This is a genomic window from Hymenobacter profundi (assembly GCF_019334315.1).
In the GTDB taxonomy this organism is placed as follows: Bacteria; Bacteroidota; Bacteroidia; order Cytophagales; family Hymenobacteraceae; genus Hymenobacter; species Hymenobacter profundi.
Window position 1 is genome coordinate 1 of sequence record NZ_JAHWGL010000069.1, and the last position, 17,227, is coordinate 17,227.

At 60.0% G+C, this 17,227-nt stretch carries 16 protein-coding genes; 8 read left to right on the forward strand and 8 right to left on the reverse strand.

The features are described from left to right. Positions 1 to 89: 89 nt before the first annotated feature. On the reverse strand, positions 90 to 542 hold the full coding sequence (locus KYK14_RS15120) for a YdeI/OmpD-associated family protein (protein WP_185280826.1): 453 nt from the start codon (positions 540 to 542) through the stop codon (positions 90 to 92). 49 nt (positions 543 to 591) lie between these two features. Beyond that, positions 592 to 2,193, reverse strand: a complete 1,602-nt coding sequence (locus tag KYK14_RS15125; RefSeq protein ID WP_343217118.1) for a family 43 glycosylhydrolase — start codon at positions 2,191 to 2,193, stop codon at positions 592 to 594. Positions 2,194 to 2,494: 301 nt separating this feature from the next. Between KYK14_RS15125 and KYK14_RS15130 the strand changes: the two genes are divergently transcribed. Beyond that, the gene (locus KYK14_RS15130; protein ID WP_219159954.1) at positions 2,495 to 2,893 is read left to right on the forward strand and encodes a hypothetical protein; all 399 of its coding nucleotides are present in this window, start codon (positions 2,495 to 2,497) and stop codon (positions 2,891 to 2,893) included. Positions 2,894 to 2,966: 73 nt separating this feature from the next. Here the strand turns inward: KYK14_RS15130 and KYK14_RS15135 are convergent, their stop codons facing one another. Beyond that, on the reverse strand, positions 2,967 to 3,890 hold the full coding sequence (locus tag KYK14_RS15135) for a glycosyltransferase (RefSeq protein WP_208308189.1): 924 nt from the start codon (positions 3,888 to 3,890) through the stop codon (positions 2,967 to 2,969). A gap of 220 nt (positions 3,891 to 4,110) precedes the next feature. On the opposite strand from KYK14_RS15135, the gene KYK14_RS15140 reads away from it, so the two are divergent. Then, the gene (locus tag KYK14_RS15140) at positions 4,111 to 6,525 is read left to right on the forward strand and encodes a glycoside hydrolase family 31 protein (protein ID WP_219159956.1); all 2,415 of its coding nucleotides are present in this window, start codon (positions 4,111 to 4,113) and stop codon (positions 6,523 to 6,525) included. A gap of 52 nt (positions 6,526 to 6,577) precedes the next feature. Here the strand turns inward: KYK14_RS15140 and KYK14_RS15145 are convergent, their stop codons facing one another. Then, positions 6,578 to 7,396, reverse strand: coding sequence for an oxygenase MpaB family protein (locus tag KYK14_RS15145; protein ID WP_219159958.1), 819 nt, complete (start codon positions 7,394 to 7,396; stop codon positions 6,578 to 6,580). Between the two features lie 77 nt (positions 7,397 to 7,473). Between KYK14_RS15145 and KYK14_RS15150 the strand changes: the two genes are divergently transcribed. Continuing rightward, complete coding sequence (locus tag KYK14_RS15150; RefSeq protein ID WP_219159960.1) at positions 7,474 to 7,869, forward strand: ribosomal maturation YjgA family protein; 396 nt, start codon at positions 7,474 to 7,476, stop codon at positions 7,867 to 7,869. 168 nt (positions 7,870 to 8,037) lie between these two features. Here the strand turns inward: KYK14_RS15150 and KYK14_RS15155 are convergent, their stop codons facing one another. Further along, on the reverse strand, positions 8,038 to 10,251 hold the full coding sequence (locus KYK14_RS15155; protein WP_219159962.1) for a xanthine dehydrogenase family protein molybdopterin-binding subunit: 2,214 nt from the start codon (positions 10,249 to 10,251) through the stop codon (positions 8,038 to 8,040). A 208-nt stretch (positions 10,252 to 10,459) separates the two neighbouring features. On the opposite strand from KYK14_RS15155, the gene KYK14_RS15160 reads away from it, so the two are divergent. Further along, entirely contained in the window at positions 10,460 to 11,323 is an 864-nt protein-coding gene (locus KYK14_RS15160; RefSeq protein ID WP_219159963.1) for an aldo/keto reductase, read from the forward strand. A 172-nt stretch (positions 11,324 to 11,495) separates the two neighbouring features. Here the strand turns inward: KYK14_RS15160 and KYK14_RS15165 are convergent, their stop codons facing one another. The 3 genes from KYK14_RS15165 to KYK14_RS15175 all read right to left on the reverse strand — a co-directional run bounded on the left by KYK14_RS15165 (position 11,496) and on the right by KYK14_RS15175 (position 14,519). After that, on the reverse strand, positions 11,496 to 12,458 hold the full coding sequence (locus KYK14_RS15165; RefSeq protein ID WP_219159964.1) for a T9SS type A sorting domain-containing protein: 963 nt from the start codon (positions 12,456 to 12,458) through the stop codon (positions 11,496 to 11,498). Between the two features lie 111 nt (positions 12,459 to 12,569). Further along, the gene (locus KYK14_RS15170; protein WP_219159965.1) at positions 12,570 to 13,415 is read right to left on the reverse strand and encodes a rhomboid family intramembrane serine protease; all 846 of its coding nucleotides are present in this window, start codon (positions 13,413 to 13,415) and stop codon (positions 12,570 to 12,572) included. 9 nt (positions 13,416 to 13,424) lie between these two features. Next, the gene (locus KYK14_RS15175) at positions 13,425 to 14,519 is read right to left on the reverse strand and encodes a hypothetical protein (protein WP_219159966.1); all 1,095 of its coding nucleotides are present in this window, start codon (positions 14,517 to 14,519) and stop codon (positions 13,425 to 13,427) included. Between the two features lie 158 nt (positions 14,520 to 14,677). On the opposite strand from KYK14_RS15175, the gene KYK14_RS15180 reads away from it, so the two are divergent. The 4 genes from KYK14_RS15180 to KYK14_RS15195 all read left to right on the forward strand — a co-directional run bounded on the left by KYK14_RS15180 (position 14,678) and on the right by KYK14_RS15195 (position 17,002). Beyond that, a complete protein-coding gene (locus KYK14_RS15180) occupies positions 14,678 to 14,986 on the forward strand; it encodes a hypothetical protein (RefSeq protein ID WP_185280815.1) in 309 nt (102 codons plus the stop codon). Between the two features lie 36 nt (positions 14,987 to 15,022). After that, positions 15,023 to 15,403: a hypothetical protein gene (locus tag KYK14_RS15185; RefSeq protein ID WP_219159967.1), complete on the forward strand. Its 381-nt coding sequence runs from the start codon at positions 15,023 to 15,025 to the stop codon at positions 15,401 to 15,403. A 12-nt stretch (positions 15,404 to 15,415) separates the two neighbouring features. Continuing rightward, positions 15,416 to 15,667: a hypothetical protein gene (locus KYK14_RS15190; RefSeq protein ID WP_219159968.1), complete on the forward strand. Its 252-nt coding sequence runs from the start codon at positions 15,416 to 15,418 to the stop codon at positions 15,665 to 15,667. Between the two features lie 87 nt (positions 15,668 to 15,754). Beyond that, a complete protein-coding gene (locus KYK14_RS15195; RefSeq protein ID WP_219159969.1) occupies positions 15,755 to 17,002 on the forward strand; it encodes a serine hydrolase in 1,248 nt (415 codons plus the stop codon). The last annotated feature ends 225 nt before the right edge of the window (positions 17,003 to 17,227 follow it).

The window sequence follows — 17,227 nt, forward strand, 5'->3', positions numbered from 1 at the left end:
TCGTTGTTACATCGGTCGTTCACGCGTGATAAGGTCCTTTGCTGTGCTCAGGATGACAGGCGTTCTATTACTACCCTACACCCTCACCCTTAATCAAACCGATCTAAGATTTCCTGGATGCGCTGGCGGCGGGCGTCTGCCGATTTGGCCCGGCCTACCCACTGACTTAGCTCCTTGCGTTCGGGGTAGGGCAGCTCGTTGAACTGCGCTTGCAGGCCGGTGCTGCGGAGCGCCTGGGCCAGGGGCTTGGGAAGCTCCAGGGTTTCCTCCGTGTCGGGGCGGAGTACTACGTGTACGATTTCAGGCCAGTTTTTGTCGATGGCTCTGCGCACTTCCTTGGGTACGCGCAACTCGTGCTGACCCGCATCGGCGGGCGTCAGCGACAGGCGAATCGGGAAGCCGTCGATGGTGCCGATGATGGCAAAGGGGCCTTTGGCGCCATATACCTCGGCCACGCTAAAGGGTAGTAGCAAGTATACGCCGCCGTCGGTGTCGTGCAGCTCCAGGGCGGCCTCAAAGGATTGTTCCAGGGAAGAAGTCATGGACAAAGATACGGGGGGCCGACTGAATCCAGTCGGCCCCCCGTTTTGCTTAGCGCTGATTGCGAATCGTGAAATGATCGAATGCCACCGTCACATCGGTAGGTCCCTGCGCCAGCAGCCCTACCCGGATGCCCCGGTCCCACGGTGGCAGGTAGGTACCGTTGATGGCGAAGCTGTCCAGCGGCATCGGCTCCCAGGTCACGCCATTCAGGCTGTAGGAGAAGCGGTAGCGCTGTCCGCCCCAGGCCTCCACGCGCAGCCCTAGGTTGCGGTTTGGCTCCACAGCTACTTCCGTCAGGCACTGCGAAACGCCATTTTTAACGTGCCAGAGCTGTAGTTTGTCGTTGCTAGCCATCAAGGCCAGGGCGTTGTGCGGGTCGCCTACTGCCGTAAGGCCAGCAAACGTACCGATGGGTAGCACAGCCGCATTGAGAGCCGTAGTAGCCTTGTAGGTAGCCGCGTAGGTGCGTTGGGCCACCAGGGCACCCAGCTCGTCGGGGCAGGCTTGCAACAGCAACTGCCCGTCGCCAAGGCCCACCACGGGCTTCTTGCCAATGGGCCACTGCCATGTTTCGGCCAGGTGGTTGCCGGCAAACGTGTCGGTGAGGTTTAGGCGGCTTACGTTTTGTAGCGGGGCGGCTTGCGGGCTGTTGCCCTCAAACTCTGGCCAGCCCTCGGCGTTCCAGCTGAACTCGCTGAGAATGCCCTGCCGGCCCACAAACTCGTGGCTGCTGGCGTGGTAGGCGTGGTGCAGCAGAAACCAGCGGCCGTCGTACTCGGCTACCGTGCCGTGGCCGGGGCAGCTCCATACCTTGTTTTTCTTCAGAATGGGGTTCTGCGGGCATTTCTCCCACGGCCCCAGCAGCTGGCGGGCACGTGCCACGCCCGTAGCATAGGTGCAGCCGCTGCCGCAGCAGCCGTTGCCGGCGTAGAACATATAAAAATACCCATCGTGTTGGGCAAAGGCCGAGCCTTCTACCAGGTTGCCTTCCCAGGGTACATCGTTGCGAAACAGCTCCACCGGCGCGTCGCCCAGCAGGGCCGTGCGCTCCTCATTCAGGCGCTGCGCCCACAGGGGGGTAGGGTTGCCGTAGGCGTTGGCGTCTTCCTTCCACACCAGGTACAGCTCGCCGTTTTCGTCGCGGATGGGGAAACCATCGATAGAACCCTGGGCCTGGCCTACTAGGGGGCCGTGGTCAAGGTAGGGGCCGGCGGGGTCGTCGGCCGAGGCCATGGCTACGCACAGCGGGCCACCCTTTTGGCGGGCAGTATAGCAGATATAGGTCTTACCGTCTTCGTAGCTGATTTCGGGTGCCCAGAAACTGGCTTCGGCCCACTCTGGCTTATCAGCAAACACGTGGCTGACCAACTCCCAGTCCACTAAGTTGGTCGATTTGAATAAGGGAAAAACAGGACCCCACTCGGCCGAGGTAGCGCTGGCCCAGTACATGTCCCCGATTTTAGTAACGGTCGGGTCCGGGAAGTCGCCGGGGAGTACTACGTTGGCGTAGGTGGTGCGCGGCTCGGTGGCCACGGGTGGCGCTACGCTGAGGGTAGGGGTAGAGTCGGTAGGCACCTGCCCCCGGCACTCCGCCGAATAATCGGATGGCAGAGCCAACGGACGGGCTTCATTTTCGAAAGCAAAAGACACGATGAGAGGCGGCTAGGGTGGAAGCCATATACCTGACTGCAACCGGTAACTTCAAAAAGTCCAACCGCATCAGGACTGCTCAGGGAGGGGTTGAGCAGGTAGTACGCACAGGCAATAGCGTCTACCTTGCTGGTAATAGCAAAGCCTATACCAGCAGTAAGGCCAGTGTGGCTCTGCTGTGTATCTTCATTACTTAAAACGCAGATAGCAAAAAGGTTATACTAAGTGAATTAATGAGATTGTAAGCAACAGCAGACCCTGCGAGTCGTATTAAGAATTGTATATATTGTGACTGTGCACCATGGAATTACAACCCTTATTCGAAACCCCTAATTTTACAATTGCGCACGATGATTTGCACCACTGGCTCTACATATCCTGGCGCGGCGAATATGACTGCACGGCGGTCATTACGGGCTGTATCCTTATTCTACGGCACATAGAGCTGACCAAATCGCAGAAAATTCTGAACGACAGCAGCCAGGTGCTAGACGGTTGGAATGAAGTGACCCGTTGGGTAGGAGAGGCGTTTTTTCAGGAGCTCGCTAACCATGGTGTACGGGCCGTGGCTTGGGTGAAGGCGGAAGACTGGCCGGCCCAGGCTGCCATCAACGAAGCCATGCAGTATGTGTCTCAACCCCTGGCCGATACCTTTGATGATACTGTGGCGGCCTGTCGCTGGCTGGAAAATATCCGGTGAAACACACCTTATCTATACACAAAAAGCCCGGCTGATGCATGTCAGCCAGGCTTTTTGCGCGGAGAGAAACAAGTTATACGGTTGCTAAAACCACATCTTCCAATACTTGGCGTAGGCCTTCGGTCAGGCTATCGGGTTGGAGGTGTACGCGCTGGGTAGGGAGGCCGTACTTGGTGATAAGACGCTCCCGCAGCTCGGCAGTAGCAGCCAGCACCAAGTCGGCGCGGCGCAGGGCCAGGCGCTCCAGCTCCATAATCCAGCCCCGATCGAGGGGGGTGTCGCGGTCGGCGGCCAGCGTGTGCACGTGCAGCACCAGCGGGTGGCCCGTGAGCTGCCGGATTTCCAAACCAGCCAGCCAGGCGGGCCAGTCGGCGGCATAGGTCACGGCAAACTGTTCCTGCAACGCCAGACGGGTAGCAAAGCGGGCGTACTGAATCACCCGAAAGTTCAGGTCACCACCATCGCCGGCGTGGGCACTCAGCACGGCCAGCGCTTCGGAGGGAGCCGAGCGCTCAGCAGATGCTGGCGCAGAAGTGGGCGCTGTTTCCACATCTTCCTTTCCCTGATCCAAATCGTTGGCTTCGGCGGCGTCGGGCTCACCACCGGTAGCGGCAAATGCATCGGCATCCAGCAAAGCCGATGCAGAGTCGGTAAGGGCCGAATCGGTGGCGGGCGCAAAGGGCTGCGCTACTTCATCAATAGAATGCTCGGCACCCACGTATGGAAAGCTAGGGTAGGCCACCGGGGTAAGCTGCTCAGAAGGTAGGTAGGCATCGGCGGCGTTAAGCTCGGCCAGTGTCAGGTTGCCAATGCCGGTGACGTGCGCCTCGGCGGGCAATTCCGTGTCGCTGGCCGGCAAATGCGGCAGCAGCACCGCCAATTGCGTGTAGGGGGCCAGTGCCCGCGCTAGCTCCAGGGTGTCGGGAGTAGCCACATCTCCGGTCGGATAGGCGTTGTCCCAGCCCAGCAGCAATACCTTCAGATTGTTCATTTTCATAAGCAGCAGAAACCGGATTAGACCGGCACTAGGGTAGATAAAGCCAGTACAGGTGACCATCGACCTGCTCTTAGGCAGGCCTGGCCTAATGTTAGATAAAATTCGGGGGAATCAGTTTTACCTTGCGAACTTATGCAGATGGCACCAGCTTTGCCACGCTTTTTTTTGATTCTCTTCTCCCGACCCCGCAACGGCCTTTATGTTTCAGGAAAATAATTACATGGTAAACGACCTGGCGGCACGCGCGCGCCAGGAATTTCGTCCGGGACAGGTAGTAGCGTGCGAGCAACAAGGCAGCGATTTTTTGTTTACCTGCGACAACGGCGTACGGTTGCGCTTGCACGTCATTAATGACAAAATTCTGCGCTTTCGCTACGCCACCGACGGCCAGTTTGCGCCCGATTTCAGCTACGCCCTGCCACCCGACCAAACCCGCACGGCGCCCGAGCTGTTGGAGTTCCGCGAAAAGTCTGACCACTACCGCATCACCACGGCCCGCCTGATTTGCGTGCTGGGCAAGGAAAACCTGCACACCCGCATTCTGGACCGCTCCGGCACAGTGCTCTGCGAAGACGACAAAGGCTTTCACTGGCAGTACAACGACGACACCGGCAACGACCTAGTGCTCATGAGCAAGCAGGTGCAAAGCGGCGTGTGCTACTATGGCCTCGGCGACAAGCCCGCCAACATGAACCTGCGCGGCTCGCGCTTCACCAACTGGGGCACCGACACCTACGGCTACGTGAAGGGCTCCGACCCGCTCTACAAGAACATTCCGTTTTACTTGGAGCTGCAACAGAAAATTGCCCACGGCATTTTCTTCGATAACACCTTTAAGAGTTACTTCGATTTTGCCGCCGAGCGCGCCGATGTAACGAGCTTCTGGGCCGATGGCGGTGAGATGAACTATTACTTCATCTACGGTCCTACCTTGTTGGAAGTCAGCCAAGAGTATACGCGCCTCACGGGGCCGCCCGAGCTGCCACCGCTGTGGGCGCTGGGCTACCACCAGTGCAAATGGAGCTACTTCCCCGAGCAGAAGTTCCGCGACATCGCGCAGGGCTTCCGGGAACGGCAGATTCCCTGCGACGCCCTCTACCTCGATATTGACTACATGGATGGCTACCGGTGCTTCACCTGGTCGCCTACTCACTTCCCCGAGCCCGCCAAGATGGTGCGGGAGCTGGCTGAGGACGGTTTCAAGACCGTGGTTATCATCGACCCCGGCATCAAAATCGACCCGGAGTACGAGGTGTACACCGAGGCGCTGGAGAAGGACTACTTCTGCCGCCGCGCCGATGGGCCGCTGATGAAGGGCTCGGTGTGGCCCGGCCTCTGCAACTTCCCTGACTACACGCGCCCCGCCGTGCGCGAGTGGTGGGCGGGCTTGTTCAAGGGCTTAATTCAGGATATTGGGGTGAAGGGCGTGTGGAATGACATGAACGAGCCGGCCGTGTTCGAAACCGGCACTTTCCCCGCCGACGTGCGGTTCGATTATGACGGCCACGCAGGTTCGCACCGCAAGGCGCACAACGTGTATGGCATGCAGATGGCCCGCGCCACCAACGCCGGCGTGAAGCGCTTTGCCTACCCCAACCGGCCCTTCACCATCACGCGCTCCACCTATTCTGGCGGGCAGCGCTACTCCTCCGGCTGGACCGGCGACAACCTGGCTTCCTGGGAGCACCTGTGGCTGGCTAATATTCAGTGCCAGCGTCTGAGTATCAGTGGTTTTTCGTTTATTGGCAGTGATGTAGGGGGCTTTATCGACACGCCCGACGGCGAGCTGTACGCCCGCTGGGTGGCGCTGGCGGCCTTTCACCCGTTTTTCCGCACGCACAGCTCCGGCGACCACGGCGACCAGGAGCCGTGGAGCTTCGGCGACCAAGTGACGGACCTGGCGCGGCACTTTATCTCGCTGCGCTACCGCTTGCTGCCCTACATGTACACCGCCTTCTGGCAGTACGTGCAGGAGGGTACGCCCATGTTGCGCCCGTTGGTATTCCTCGATCAGAACGACACCAACACCTACCTGCGCATGGCCGAGTTTGCCCTCGGCGACAACCTGCTGGTGTGCCCCATCACCACGCCCGGCGTAGACGGCCGCTGGATGTACCTCCCCGCCGGCGACTGGTACTACTGGTGGACCGACGAAGTAAAAGCTGGCGGCGCCGAAGTGTGGGCCGTAGCCAACCTCGACCGGATTCCGCTGTTTGTGAAAGCCGGTGCTGTGGTGCCGTTGGCGCCCGTATTGCAGTACGTGGGCCAAGCGCCCATCGAGCAACTGACGTTGCACGTGTACTTCAAAAACGGCACTGCCGAAAGCGTACACTACGACGACGGCGGCGAGGGCTACGCCTACCAGGAAGCCGGCCAGCAAACCGTGCGCCGCTTCACAGTAGCCGGCTCGGCACAGAGTCTGCTGCTCACGCAAGCCATCGAAGGCCCTTACCAGCCCAGCTATACTACCTACCAGGTGGTATTCCATGGCCTGCCCACGGCGGCCGTGCAGGTAGAGGCTGATGGTAATATGTTAGATGCGAATGACTACGCAACTGAAACCAACGCTACCTTACCCAGTGTGATAGTGGATGCCAGCTTCGGCGAAATCGTGGTGAAGCTGGCGGCGGAGTAACGCCTAGCATCTGCCGAACCGGCAGGCGTCATCTATATCGCAAGGCCCGCTATCAACCGATGGCGGGCCTTGTTGCGTGTGGTGCCGGTCGGAACGACAACGTGGTGGCCACAGGTGCGGCATCAAGCGCCAGAATTTGTGCTTGATAGGCGGCCGGCAGCAGCAACGACCGAAGCCAGCGCCCCAGCGCTACCCGTTGGGCCAGACGGTAGGCGGGTAGGGAGATGCGTAGCCAAGCCGCGTTGGGTAGCGATAGTAGCGTGCGCACATGGGGCGGCACTACCAGGCGTTGGCCAGCCAGTACCAATTGGTACCGAAAAGTCCCGAGGTGCTTGCGGTATTGACGGTATAGGTCGGTGGTGTAGGCGCTGTGTGCCAGATCGTTGGCTAGGTGATACTCGCGGGTAGAGAGCCAGGAGGCATAGGTATACGGAAGCTCTGGGATGCCCATACGACGCCCCACGCGGCAGAACACAGCCACTACCTCGTCCTTTTCTGTTTCCGTTAGTGGCCGCTCTAGCACCTCAAAGGCCCGGATGGAGTAATGAATCAGCATGAAGAGTACGTCGCGGTAGGCCCAGTCGGGAATGGCCATGCCCCGGTTTTGCTCCACCGCTCCGTGGATGGCAGCAATGGTGTCGATGGCCCGCTCGGCGGCGTGGCGTTCCGCGAATACAATCTTGCGGGCGTACTCCACCGTCGAAAATAGTCGGCCCAGCGGGTCGGAGGGTAGGCGGCCAGTGAAGTACAGCCAATCTACGGCCTTGTTGAGCGCAAACTCGGCCGCTGCCCCGGCAAAAATGAACAGAATCGTGTCGCCTTTTCCCCAGATGCGGCGCACAATGGAATCCGGCGCAACAAAATAATCCATAGCGTATTTCTGATATTTAAAGTACTTTGTAGTGCAAAGTTAAGTTACATTTGTGAGAACCTCACTACGTAGTGGTTATGAAAGCTGCCCGCCGTTGGCCGATTTATCTGTTGATCCTATTTTTCACCCTTGTGCTCGGGTTAAGTTCCCGCGTGTTTTCTTCCTCGCTACCAACATGGATAGCGGCCTACGCGGGCGACACGCTATGGGCGCTACTGGTTTTTTGGCTGGTGGGACTACTCCGGCCTAACTGGCCCAGTGAGCGAGTGGCTGCCATAGCGTTAGGGTTTGCATTCGGCATCGAAATCAGTCAGCTCTATCAGGCACCTTGGTTAAACGCTGTTCGGGCTACTACGCTGGGTAGCTTGGTGCTAGGCCACAGCTTCTTGTGGAGCGATTTAGTGTGTTATAGTGTGGGTATATTGGTAGGCTACCTGTTGGAAAGAAGAGAGTTGTTATCTGCCAAAAGCTAAACAAAACAGGTAGTGGATGGTGCGGGGCTGTGCACCGTGCCGACTATGGGCAGGCCTCTGGCCTGCCCGTCAGAACAATTTACTAAGCTAATCCCAACGGCGCGGACGACAGCAGGCCAGAGGCCTGCCCATAGTAGGCACGGGGAACAACCCCGGACCTCCGCACCATCACAGCAGCTTATCAGCCGTGATGGGCAACTCCCGCACGCGCGTGCCGGTGGCGTGAAATACGGCATTGGCTATGGCGGCGGTAAAGCCTACCAAGCCGATTTCGCCCATGCCTTTGGCGCCGGTCGGCGTCAGGTAGGAGTCGGGTTGGTTGAGCAGGATAACGTCGATATTCGGCATGTCGGCGTTGGTGGGCACGTGGTACTCGGCCAGGTTATGGTTCACAAAACGGCCTAATCGGTGGTCGAGCACAGCCTCTTCCAGCAGCGCCAGCCCAATGCCCCACACCACGGCACCGTAGGCCTGACTGAGGGCCGTGCGGTGGTTGAGCACCCGCCCCGTATCCAGCGCCGACACCACCCGCACTACCCGCACTTCGCCGGTGTGTGGGTGCACATGCACCTCCACAAAATGCGCCGCGAAGGACTTGCCGGAGTGGGTCGGCTGCTTGGGCTTCGATTCCAAAGTAGCCTCAATGGCTGGCAAATGGCTTCGCTGCAACAACTCAGGGTAGGAAATACGAACGGTCGGATCATGCACCTGGCGGATGCAACCCTCCGCAAAGACCAACTCAGCCGGCGTAAGCTGTTGGAAGGTAGGGTCGGGAAGTTGCATGAGCAACCCTTGCAACTGTAGCTTCAGGGCCGTGCACACCTCATGCACCGCCGAGCCCACCGACACCGCCGTGAGCGAGCCAAACTGCCCCGGCGCATTGGGAAAAGCCGCGTCGCCCAGCTCAAACCGAATGTGCTCCGGGGCCAGGCCCAGGGCTTCGGCGGCAATCTGCGTCATGATGGTAGCCGTGCCGGGGCCTACGTCGGCGGTGCCGCTTTGCACCAGTAGGGAACCATCGGCACTGAGGCGGGCGTGGGCCGATGCCGCCGCCCGCGAAGCGTGGTAGATGCCCATGCTCATGCCCCAGCCCACCAGCCATTCGCCTTGGCGCATGCTGCGCGGCTGCGGGTTGCGCTGCTCCCATCCAAACTGCTCGGCACCCTGCTGGTAGCAAGCGCGCAGGCCATTGCTCGACCACGGCTTGTCTTTTTCGGGGTCGGTTTCGGCGAAGTTGTGCAGGCGCAGGGCCAGCGGGTCCATGCCCAACTTGTAGGCCAGCTCGTCCATAGCCGATTCCAGGGCGAAGGAGCCGCTGGTTTCGCCGGGGCCGCGGGTCCAGCAGGGCGTGCTCATATCTAGCGGCACCACTCGGTAGGTGGCGTCCAGGTTGGGGCAGCGGTAGGCGGCTTTGGTGGGGTGTACCATGCGCTCGGCAAACGTCTCGTAGCGTGATGTCATGCCGTGGCCTTCGTGGGTGATGCCTACCAGCGTGCCGTCGGGTAGGGCGCCCAGCCCTACCTTCTGTACCGACTGTGGCCGGTAGCCTACCATGTTGAACTCCTGGTTCCGGGCCAGCATCACCTTCACCGGACGATCAATCAATCGGGCACCCAGAATGGCGGCTACCTCATGCGGCCAGATCCGCGACGACCCTCCAAACGCCCCGCCTACAAACGGCGAGTGTACATGCACTTTCTCGATGGGCAGCTGAAACATGCGCATCAGATCCCTCTGCGCCAGCTTGGCGCCCTGGGTTTTGTTGTACACAGTCAGCTCATCGCCCCGCCACACGGCAATGGCCGCGTGCGTTTCCATGGGGTTGTGCACCTGAATGGGCGTTTGGTACGTCTGCTCCACCTGCACGGGCGCGGTGCGGTAGGCGTGGCGTTGGCCGCGGGTATAGTCGGGTTCCTGCTCGGGCGTGATGCCGTGGGGTAGGTGCTCCGTCAGGTCAGTTTCGGCAGGTTCGGCGGCGTAAGTCACGCGCACCAGTGCGGCGGCGCACTGTGCCTGTTCCAGCGTATCGGCCATGACCAGGGCCACGGGCTGGTTGCTGAACTGAATCTGCTCATTGTAAAACACCCGTACCTCCTGGCCTTCCACCCGCGGGTTGTGATTGTGCTCTTTGCTGAGGTAGCCCGGCACGGTGGGCGCGTTCTGGTGCGTCATAATGGCCCGCACGCCCGGTACCCGAGCCGCTTGCCGGGTATCGATTTCCTGAATGCGACCCTTGGCAATGGCGCTGGTGACCAGCACGCCGTGCAGGCAGTCGGGCACTATATGCTCGGCGGCGTAGCGGGCGGCTCCGGTTACTTTCTGGCGGGCGTCCACGCGGCGGTGGGGTAGGCCCAGGTAGGTGGGGGAAAGTTGCGCTTCCATACTCAACAGACAAGTGCCCGATTACTAGCCGCAGCTACTGCTGCCGAAGGTGGGTACCGTTGCCCTGTGTACGGCAGGGCACCCAGCACGTTGAACAGGATTTCGGGCTTTCCCGCTCTATTTCAACCATTAGCACCTTCTCCTGTTATCAGACTACCCCGCTCCGCGGCGGGCACACGTTCCATCCTTTCCACCTACTACCTTTCTTATGGCAAACGACACCACTTCCCCGGCTACCTTCTCGCTGGCCGGCGACAAAACCATTAACCGCATGGGCTACGGCGCCATGCGCATCACGGGCGAAGGCATTTGGGGGCCACCCCAAGACCACGACGAAGCCATTCGTGTTCTGAAAAAGACTGTGGAGTTGGGCATCAACTTCATCGACACAGCCGACAGCTACGGCCCCAACGTATCGGAGGAACTGATTGCCGAGGCTCTGTATCCCTACCCCGCCGACCTGGTGATTGCCACCAAGGGCGGCCTGCTGCGCACCGGCCCCAACCAGTGGCCCGTAAATGCCCACCCCGACCACCTGCGCGAGGCCCTGGAGGGCAGCCTGAAGCGCCTGCGCCTGGAGCAGATTGAGCTATATCAGCTGCACCGCATCGACCCAGAAGTACCGTTCGAAGACACGCTGGCCTTCCTGAAAAAAGCCCAGGAAGACGGTCTGATCAAGCACATTGGCCTCTCGGAGGTGACGGTAGAGCAGATCAAGCAGGCCCAGAATGCGGTCAAGATCGTATCGGTACAAAACATGTACAGTGTCGACAACCGCAAGTGGGAGAAGGAGTTGGAGTACTGCCAGGAGCAGAACATTGCCTTCATTCCGTGGTACCCACTCAACGGTGGCAACATAGAGGTGATGGATAAGCTCACCGGCATCGGCAAGCAGTATGACGCTACCCCACAACAAGTGGCCCTAAGCTGGCTGCTACACCGTGCCCCCAACATCCTCCTAATTCCGGGCACCTCCAAAGTGAATCACCTGGAAGAAAACGTGAAAGCCGCCGACATCAAGCTGTCGGAAGCAGATATGCAGGAATTGGATAAGCTAGGCGCGGCTGAGTAAGCGGCTGAAGCAGATTCAAAACAACCCCGCCTGTCATCCTGAGCTTGCGAAGGACCTTCTCATGTGAGAACGATTGTTGAAACAACGACTTGTTCACGCGTGAGAAGGTCCTTCGCAAGCTCAGGATGACAGGCGGGGTTTTATGTGCTGTGCTTTAAATCAACCTCGACGGCTACTCCACCACCAGCTTCTGCACCACCGTGCGGCCGTCGGAGGTGTCGAGGCGGAGCGTGTAGAGGCCGGCGGCTTGCCCACGCAGGTCAATGGTGCGCGGGGCGGCAGTGGGGGCGCCCGCGGCGGCCGTACGTACCACACGGCCGGTTATATCCAGCACCGAATAAGGCGCAGCCCGGAGCGCCGGCTCATCAGCTTGCAGCGCAAACACACCGCTGGCGCTGGGGTTGGGGTACACGTTCAGGCTGCGCGTGTCTAGGGCCGTGCGGTTGGAGGTGGCCACGCCTACCATAGCTATGTTGTCGATGAGTAAGGTAGTGCCCGCCGTGAGCGACGAGGTGGGAGGAACGGTCGTGATGGAAACGTTACTGCCCGATGCAAAGCCAATGTGAATGGAGTCGGGCGCAGCAGATGAAGTGTACACCAGCGGCACCGTAGTCAGGGTGTAGTTGTCGGCGGTGGTTGTAAATATTAGTCGGCCAGTGGCAATAGGCTCCTGCCTTCCATTCACAGTGCGGGTAAGCTGCACTTCGGCGGCAGGCCTGTCGTTCGCAACGTTGGTGCCCGCGAGCTTGTAGTAGAATTGCATGTTGGCCGGCCGGCTCGTGAAGGGCAGGCCGCCCGGATACATAGAATTGGCGTTGAGCTTGTTGCCGAGAGCCAGTATGCCCGGCGCAACGATATTACCTATAAAGGGAACAGCCACCGTCTTCGACTCTAGTCTGGCCGCAAAAGTACCCTGCTGGAAATCGGTGCTTTTTGTGACGGTGCCGGTTTTAATGGCGAGAGCCCCAAGGGGAGTGGCCGCAACAGCATCGTCGGTATTTAGCCAGTTGGTGGGCGCTTCCACGTCGTTGCGCGTAGCCCAGGTATCGAGGTTACCGTTGGGAATGGTCTGGGCCAATGCCTGCCCAAGGGTAAGGCCGAGCGCGAGCGGCACGAGGGGTAGAAATGCTTTCATAAGAAGGTGCTGGGGTAGGAGTGAGCGAGCAGAAATTTAGTTTGTCAAATATAGCTAAACATACTATATAGAAAAGTAATATATAGTATTTAATTGCTGTAAATGAACAGATTACGTCCTCTGCCGACGCTGGCGCAAGAACCCCGCGGCGTATAGCCCACCCAGCAACAACCCCGTTAGCAGTCCGCCTGCGTGGGCCGCGTGGTCGATGTGGGCGTCGGTGCTGCCGGCCACGCTACTCACCAGGAAATAGAGCAGAAAGAACAGCATGGTGAGTCGCTCGCGGCGCTCCAGCGGCAACGCCTGCGTGAGCAGCAGCGCCAACTGCACCCCATACAGCCCAAATATCGACCCCGACGCCCCCACCGAATTGACGCCGCCGGTGTGCCACGCCAGGCTAGCCAGGCTGCCGCCTACCCCGCATACTAGGTAGGCCAGCAGCAGCCGGCGGCCGCCCAGCAGCGGCTCAGCCAGCGTGCCTAGTAACAGCAACGAACTGGCATTGAGCAGTAAATGGCCGGGGCCGCTGTGTACGAAACAACTGGTGAGCAGCCGCCACGGCTGCCCCGGTAGCGTGAGCGGCGAGTAATTGCTACCCCAGGCCACCAGCGCCGCCCCGCCCGGGTGCACCATCGACACGCCGGTTAGCACCATCAGCAGGAAGACCAGCAAGTTTAAATTCAGCAATACCGGCGTGGCCCAGTGGCTGCGCGTAGGCCAAAACACCGCCCGTACCAGCCGTAGCGCTACTGGCATTTCGGGTAGGGCAGGGGGTAGGGGTGGGCGGCGGCGCGCCGGCGTTTCAGTTGGTACCAGGCCGCGGCGTTGCAGTTCCTGAGTGGCAGCGTGCACAAGGGCGGCGGGGTAGCACTCGGGGTGCTGGGCCAGGTAAAACAACTCCGCTTCGGAAGTCGCCGCCAGCGGGGTAGGAGAATCAGCAGGCGGCGTATCAGACATGAGAAAGCGCTAAGGGTGAGGAGCGTGGGTGAAAATGAGCACCGCGCCGTCGTGGGCGCGGGGACCGTAAGCCTGCGTGGCTACCCGCGGCCGCAACACCAGCACCGAGTCAATCTCCGTGGACGACAGCTCGGCTACCGGCGCGGGTAGCCCGTCGGAGAGTGGGTCGCTGGCGAGTGGCCTGTTGTGTAACAGATAAAGCGGATTGGTGTTGGGATAGCGCGTGGGCACGGTCTGGCTGCGCACTACATCGGGGGAGGAGCGCAGTGGCAGTAGGGGCAGTTGTTTGGGGAGGCGAGTGGCCAGCACTTGGTAGCGCACGGCGTAGGCGGCGGTATCGCCTTGCTGAATTTCGCGGGTAATGAGAGAATCGCCCCCATTGAAACCATACGTCAGCAAACCAAGCACTGCATTGCGGCGCTTGTGCCCCAGCAGCATGGCTTCCAGCCGTTGCTGCATTACGGGCCGAAGCTTCAAGTCGTACTCAGCCGCGTGCGTCAGGCGGCCCCACTGCTCCTGAATCAGATTAATCTTGCCCAGCAGGGTAGGATCGGGGGTAGGGCGCTGACTGGTGCGGGTGAGCAGCCAGGCCGTTTGGTACTCGGCCGTCCAATAGCGCGCTACCATCTGCTGGTAGTTGTTGCGGGCGATGGAGTCGCGCCACTCGGCGGCGGGCACCGTGGTGGCGGCTTCCCGCACCCGTTCCTGCGCCAGCGACTCGAAGTTGGGCATCATGTCGTCGTTGGTAGCTGGCTGCTCTACCACGCTGGCAGGCAGCGATATAGGGCGCTCCGTCGAAAGGGTAGGGTCGGCGGCATCGGCATCGGTAGACTGTAGCGCCCACGCGCCAAGCAGCACAACCGCTACTAGTGCGCCACTAAGTAGCAGCCCGCGAGCCGAGTTTGAGCGCTCCGGTTCCGGGGCGTACTCCAAAAGCGACGCCGGGGTAGCACCCTGGGCTATTTCTGGCAAGGTTAGGCCGCGTCGCCGCAGTTCTTGCTGGGCCGCACGCACAATATCGGGATGGTAAAGGGCAGGATGGCTGGCGAGAAAGCACAGGGCGTCGTCGGTTTTCTCGGTAAAGGAATCGGAGCCGGTAGACATAAACCAGAATAGCGAAACGTAAAAGGCTAGAAGAAAAGAAAGCTTAGGAAAAGGCGCAAGAAAAACCATGCCTCAACCGCCCGGCCTGCCACCCGTATAGCCAAGGGTAGGCAGCTGCGGCCGCCTGCACTTCTTTCCACTCAGACTTTCCTACCCTTATGGCTCAGCATCCCACGCCCCCGCTCGACGAAGAAACCGAAGACGCCCTCCGCGCCCGCGAATTTCAGCCCGATAGCCGCATGGCGGCCGGCAACAGCAGCGAGGCCCTCACCGGCAACAACGGCGACGACAACTCCGGCAGCGGCGGCACCGAAGGTGGCCACGAAATCACTGGTAAAAAGGTAGCCACCAGCACCGAGTACGACAAGCCCGGCAATGCCGACGAAGGCGATGTAGGCGGCAGCACCACTAGCAGCGGTTCTGCTTCCGGCAGCGCCGGCACCGGTATCGGGCAAGTCAACCTGTAATTCCCACTCATTCTTTCACCCTTTCCACCCCACCCCATGAACGACAACCAAAATAACCAGCCCGATAATCAGAAGCCCAACGATGGCACCCGTGCCGAGCGCCCGGAAAACGAGCGTGGCGTAGGCTCGCAACAGCAGGGCAACGCGCCCCAGACTTCGTCGGCTTCGGATAGCAGCGGCAACCATGGTGGCAACCGTGGCGGCGACCAACATGCCGATACCAGCGGTGCTAAAGGCAGCAGCGGCGCCGGCGCCCAACTCAGCACCGACCAGAAAAACCAGGGTGGCGGCTCTGATGCTGAAGAAGCCGATCAGACCCAGAACACCACCGATTATAAGTCGGACTACGGTACTGGCAACGCTGCCCCTAGCCCCGCCAACGACGGTGGCACCATCGACGACGAAAACAACAGCTAACTCACTCTCCCTATGAATACTCCATCCATTCCTTCCGAACAAGACGAAGAAAAAGGCCGCATCGATTCTTCTGATGCCAAAAACGCCGATGCAACTATTGCTGACGGTTCTGGCGACGGTGGTCAGCAGAACATGAACTCCTCTGAACTCGCCAAAAACAGCCCCGAAGCGGCAACCGAAAGCACCCAGGAAAACATGGGCGACGGCAGCGGTATCCGCGGCGACTACGGCGACAGCAGCCAGACCAACGGCAAAGAAGGCTGAAACTGAGTAGCGTTTGAGCGCACACACTCGAACAGACTGCTTCATAAAACAGCGCGCATCCAGCGCGGAAGTGTATCTTCCGGCTCGATGCGCGCCGTTTTTTTATACCTGCTCTGTATACTGCTGACTGACAGGGTAGCCTTCGCACAGCCCAGCAACCCCCTGCGCCACCTATTGCGTACCGATACAGCACGGTTTGGCCGCATACTGCGCAACCCGGCCGCCTACCGGGTGCAGGTGCTCTACACCCAGATTCGGCGTGATGCGCATGGACGGCCGCACTTCCGCAGCTACGGCTACCGCGTGCGGCCGCGGGAATACTTTTACCCGGCCAGCACCGTGAAGCTGCCGGTGGTAGCTGTGGCACTGGAGAAAATCAACGGTATCAACCACATACAGAAAGAGCAATTGCCCTATCCGCTCACCCGCGAATCACCCTTACAGATTGATTCTGCTTTTGCGGGGCAAACGCGGGTAGTAGCAGACAGCAGCGCCCGTAACGGCCAACCTACCCTGGGTAATTACATGCGTAAGGTGCTGTTGGTGAGTGATAACGACGCGTATAATAGATTGTATGAATTCGTAGGGCAGGGAGAGGTAATCCGAGCCTTGCGCAACCACGGGTTGCGCCATACGCGCATCATTAGCCGGCTGGCGGTAGGCGACCAGGAGCCTGGTTCGCGGCACACCAACCCGTTCACGTTTTTCACCGATAGCACCCGGCGCCAAGTGCTGTACCACCAGCCGTCTTCCTACCATTCGGGCGCGTTGCCCCCGCTGCGGGCCACGCGCCTACACGTGGGTCACGCCTGGCAGGATGGCAACCAGCGCATCAACCAGCCCTTCGACTTTACCAACAAAAACTTTTTCCCCCTGCGCGAGCAGCAGCAGGTGCTGCGCGCCTTGCTGTTTCCGGAGGCCGTGCCCCGTCGCCAGCGCTTCAATGGGCTGCGCGCCGCCGACTACCAGTTTCTGCGGCGCTACCTGTCGCTGCTGCCCCGGCAGAGTCGGTATCCTACCTACGACTCCCTGGCTTACCCCGACAACTACGCGAAATTTCTGCTGGCCGGTGGCCCACCCGCTGCACTGCCGGCGGGCGTGCGCATCTACAACAAAATAGGGCAGGCGTACGGCTTTCTGATCGACAACGCCTACATCACCGACGAAGCGCACGGCGTGGAATTTCTACTCAGCGCCGTCATCTACGTCAACGCCGACGGCGTGCTCAACGACGACCACTACGACTACGATACCATCGGCTTTCCTTTCCTGCGCGACCTGGGTAGGGCAGTATACGAATGGGAAGTACGGCGGAAGCAACTGGCGCACCCGTAGCCGCGCCGTTGCTTTTGTTACGGCTTATAGCTGAAAGAACCCTCTTTGCCGGCTCTGCGCCGCTACGTATTGCCGACTGATGGAGCGCAGTCTCGCGCTATTAGCCGGCAAGTAAAACACTCGGTAAAGCTGTGTAGAAAGCATTTTAGAACGTCATGCTAAGCTTGTCGAAGCATCTCGCGTGCTGACGAAAGATAGTATCTACCATCAGCACGCGAGATGCTT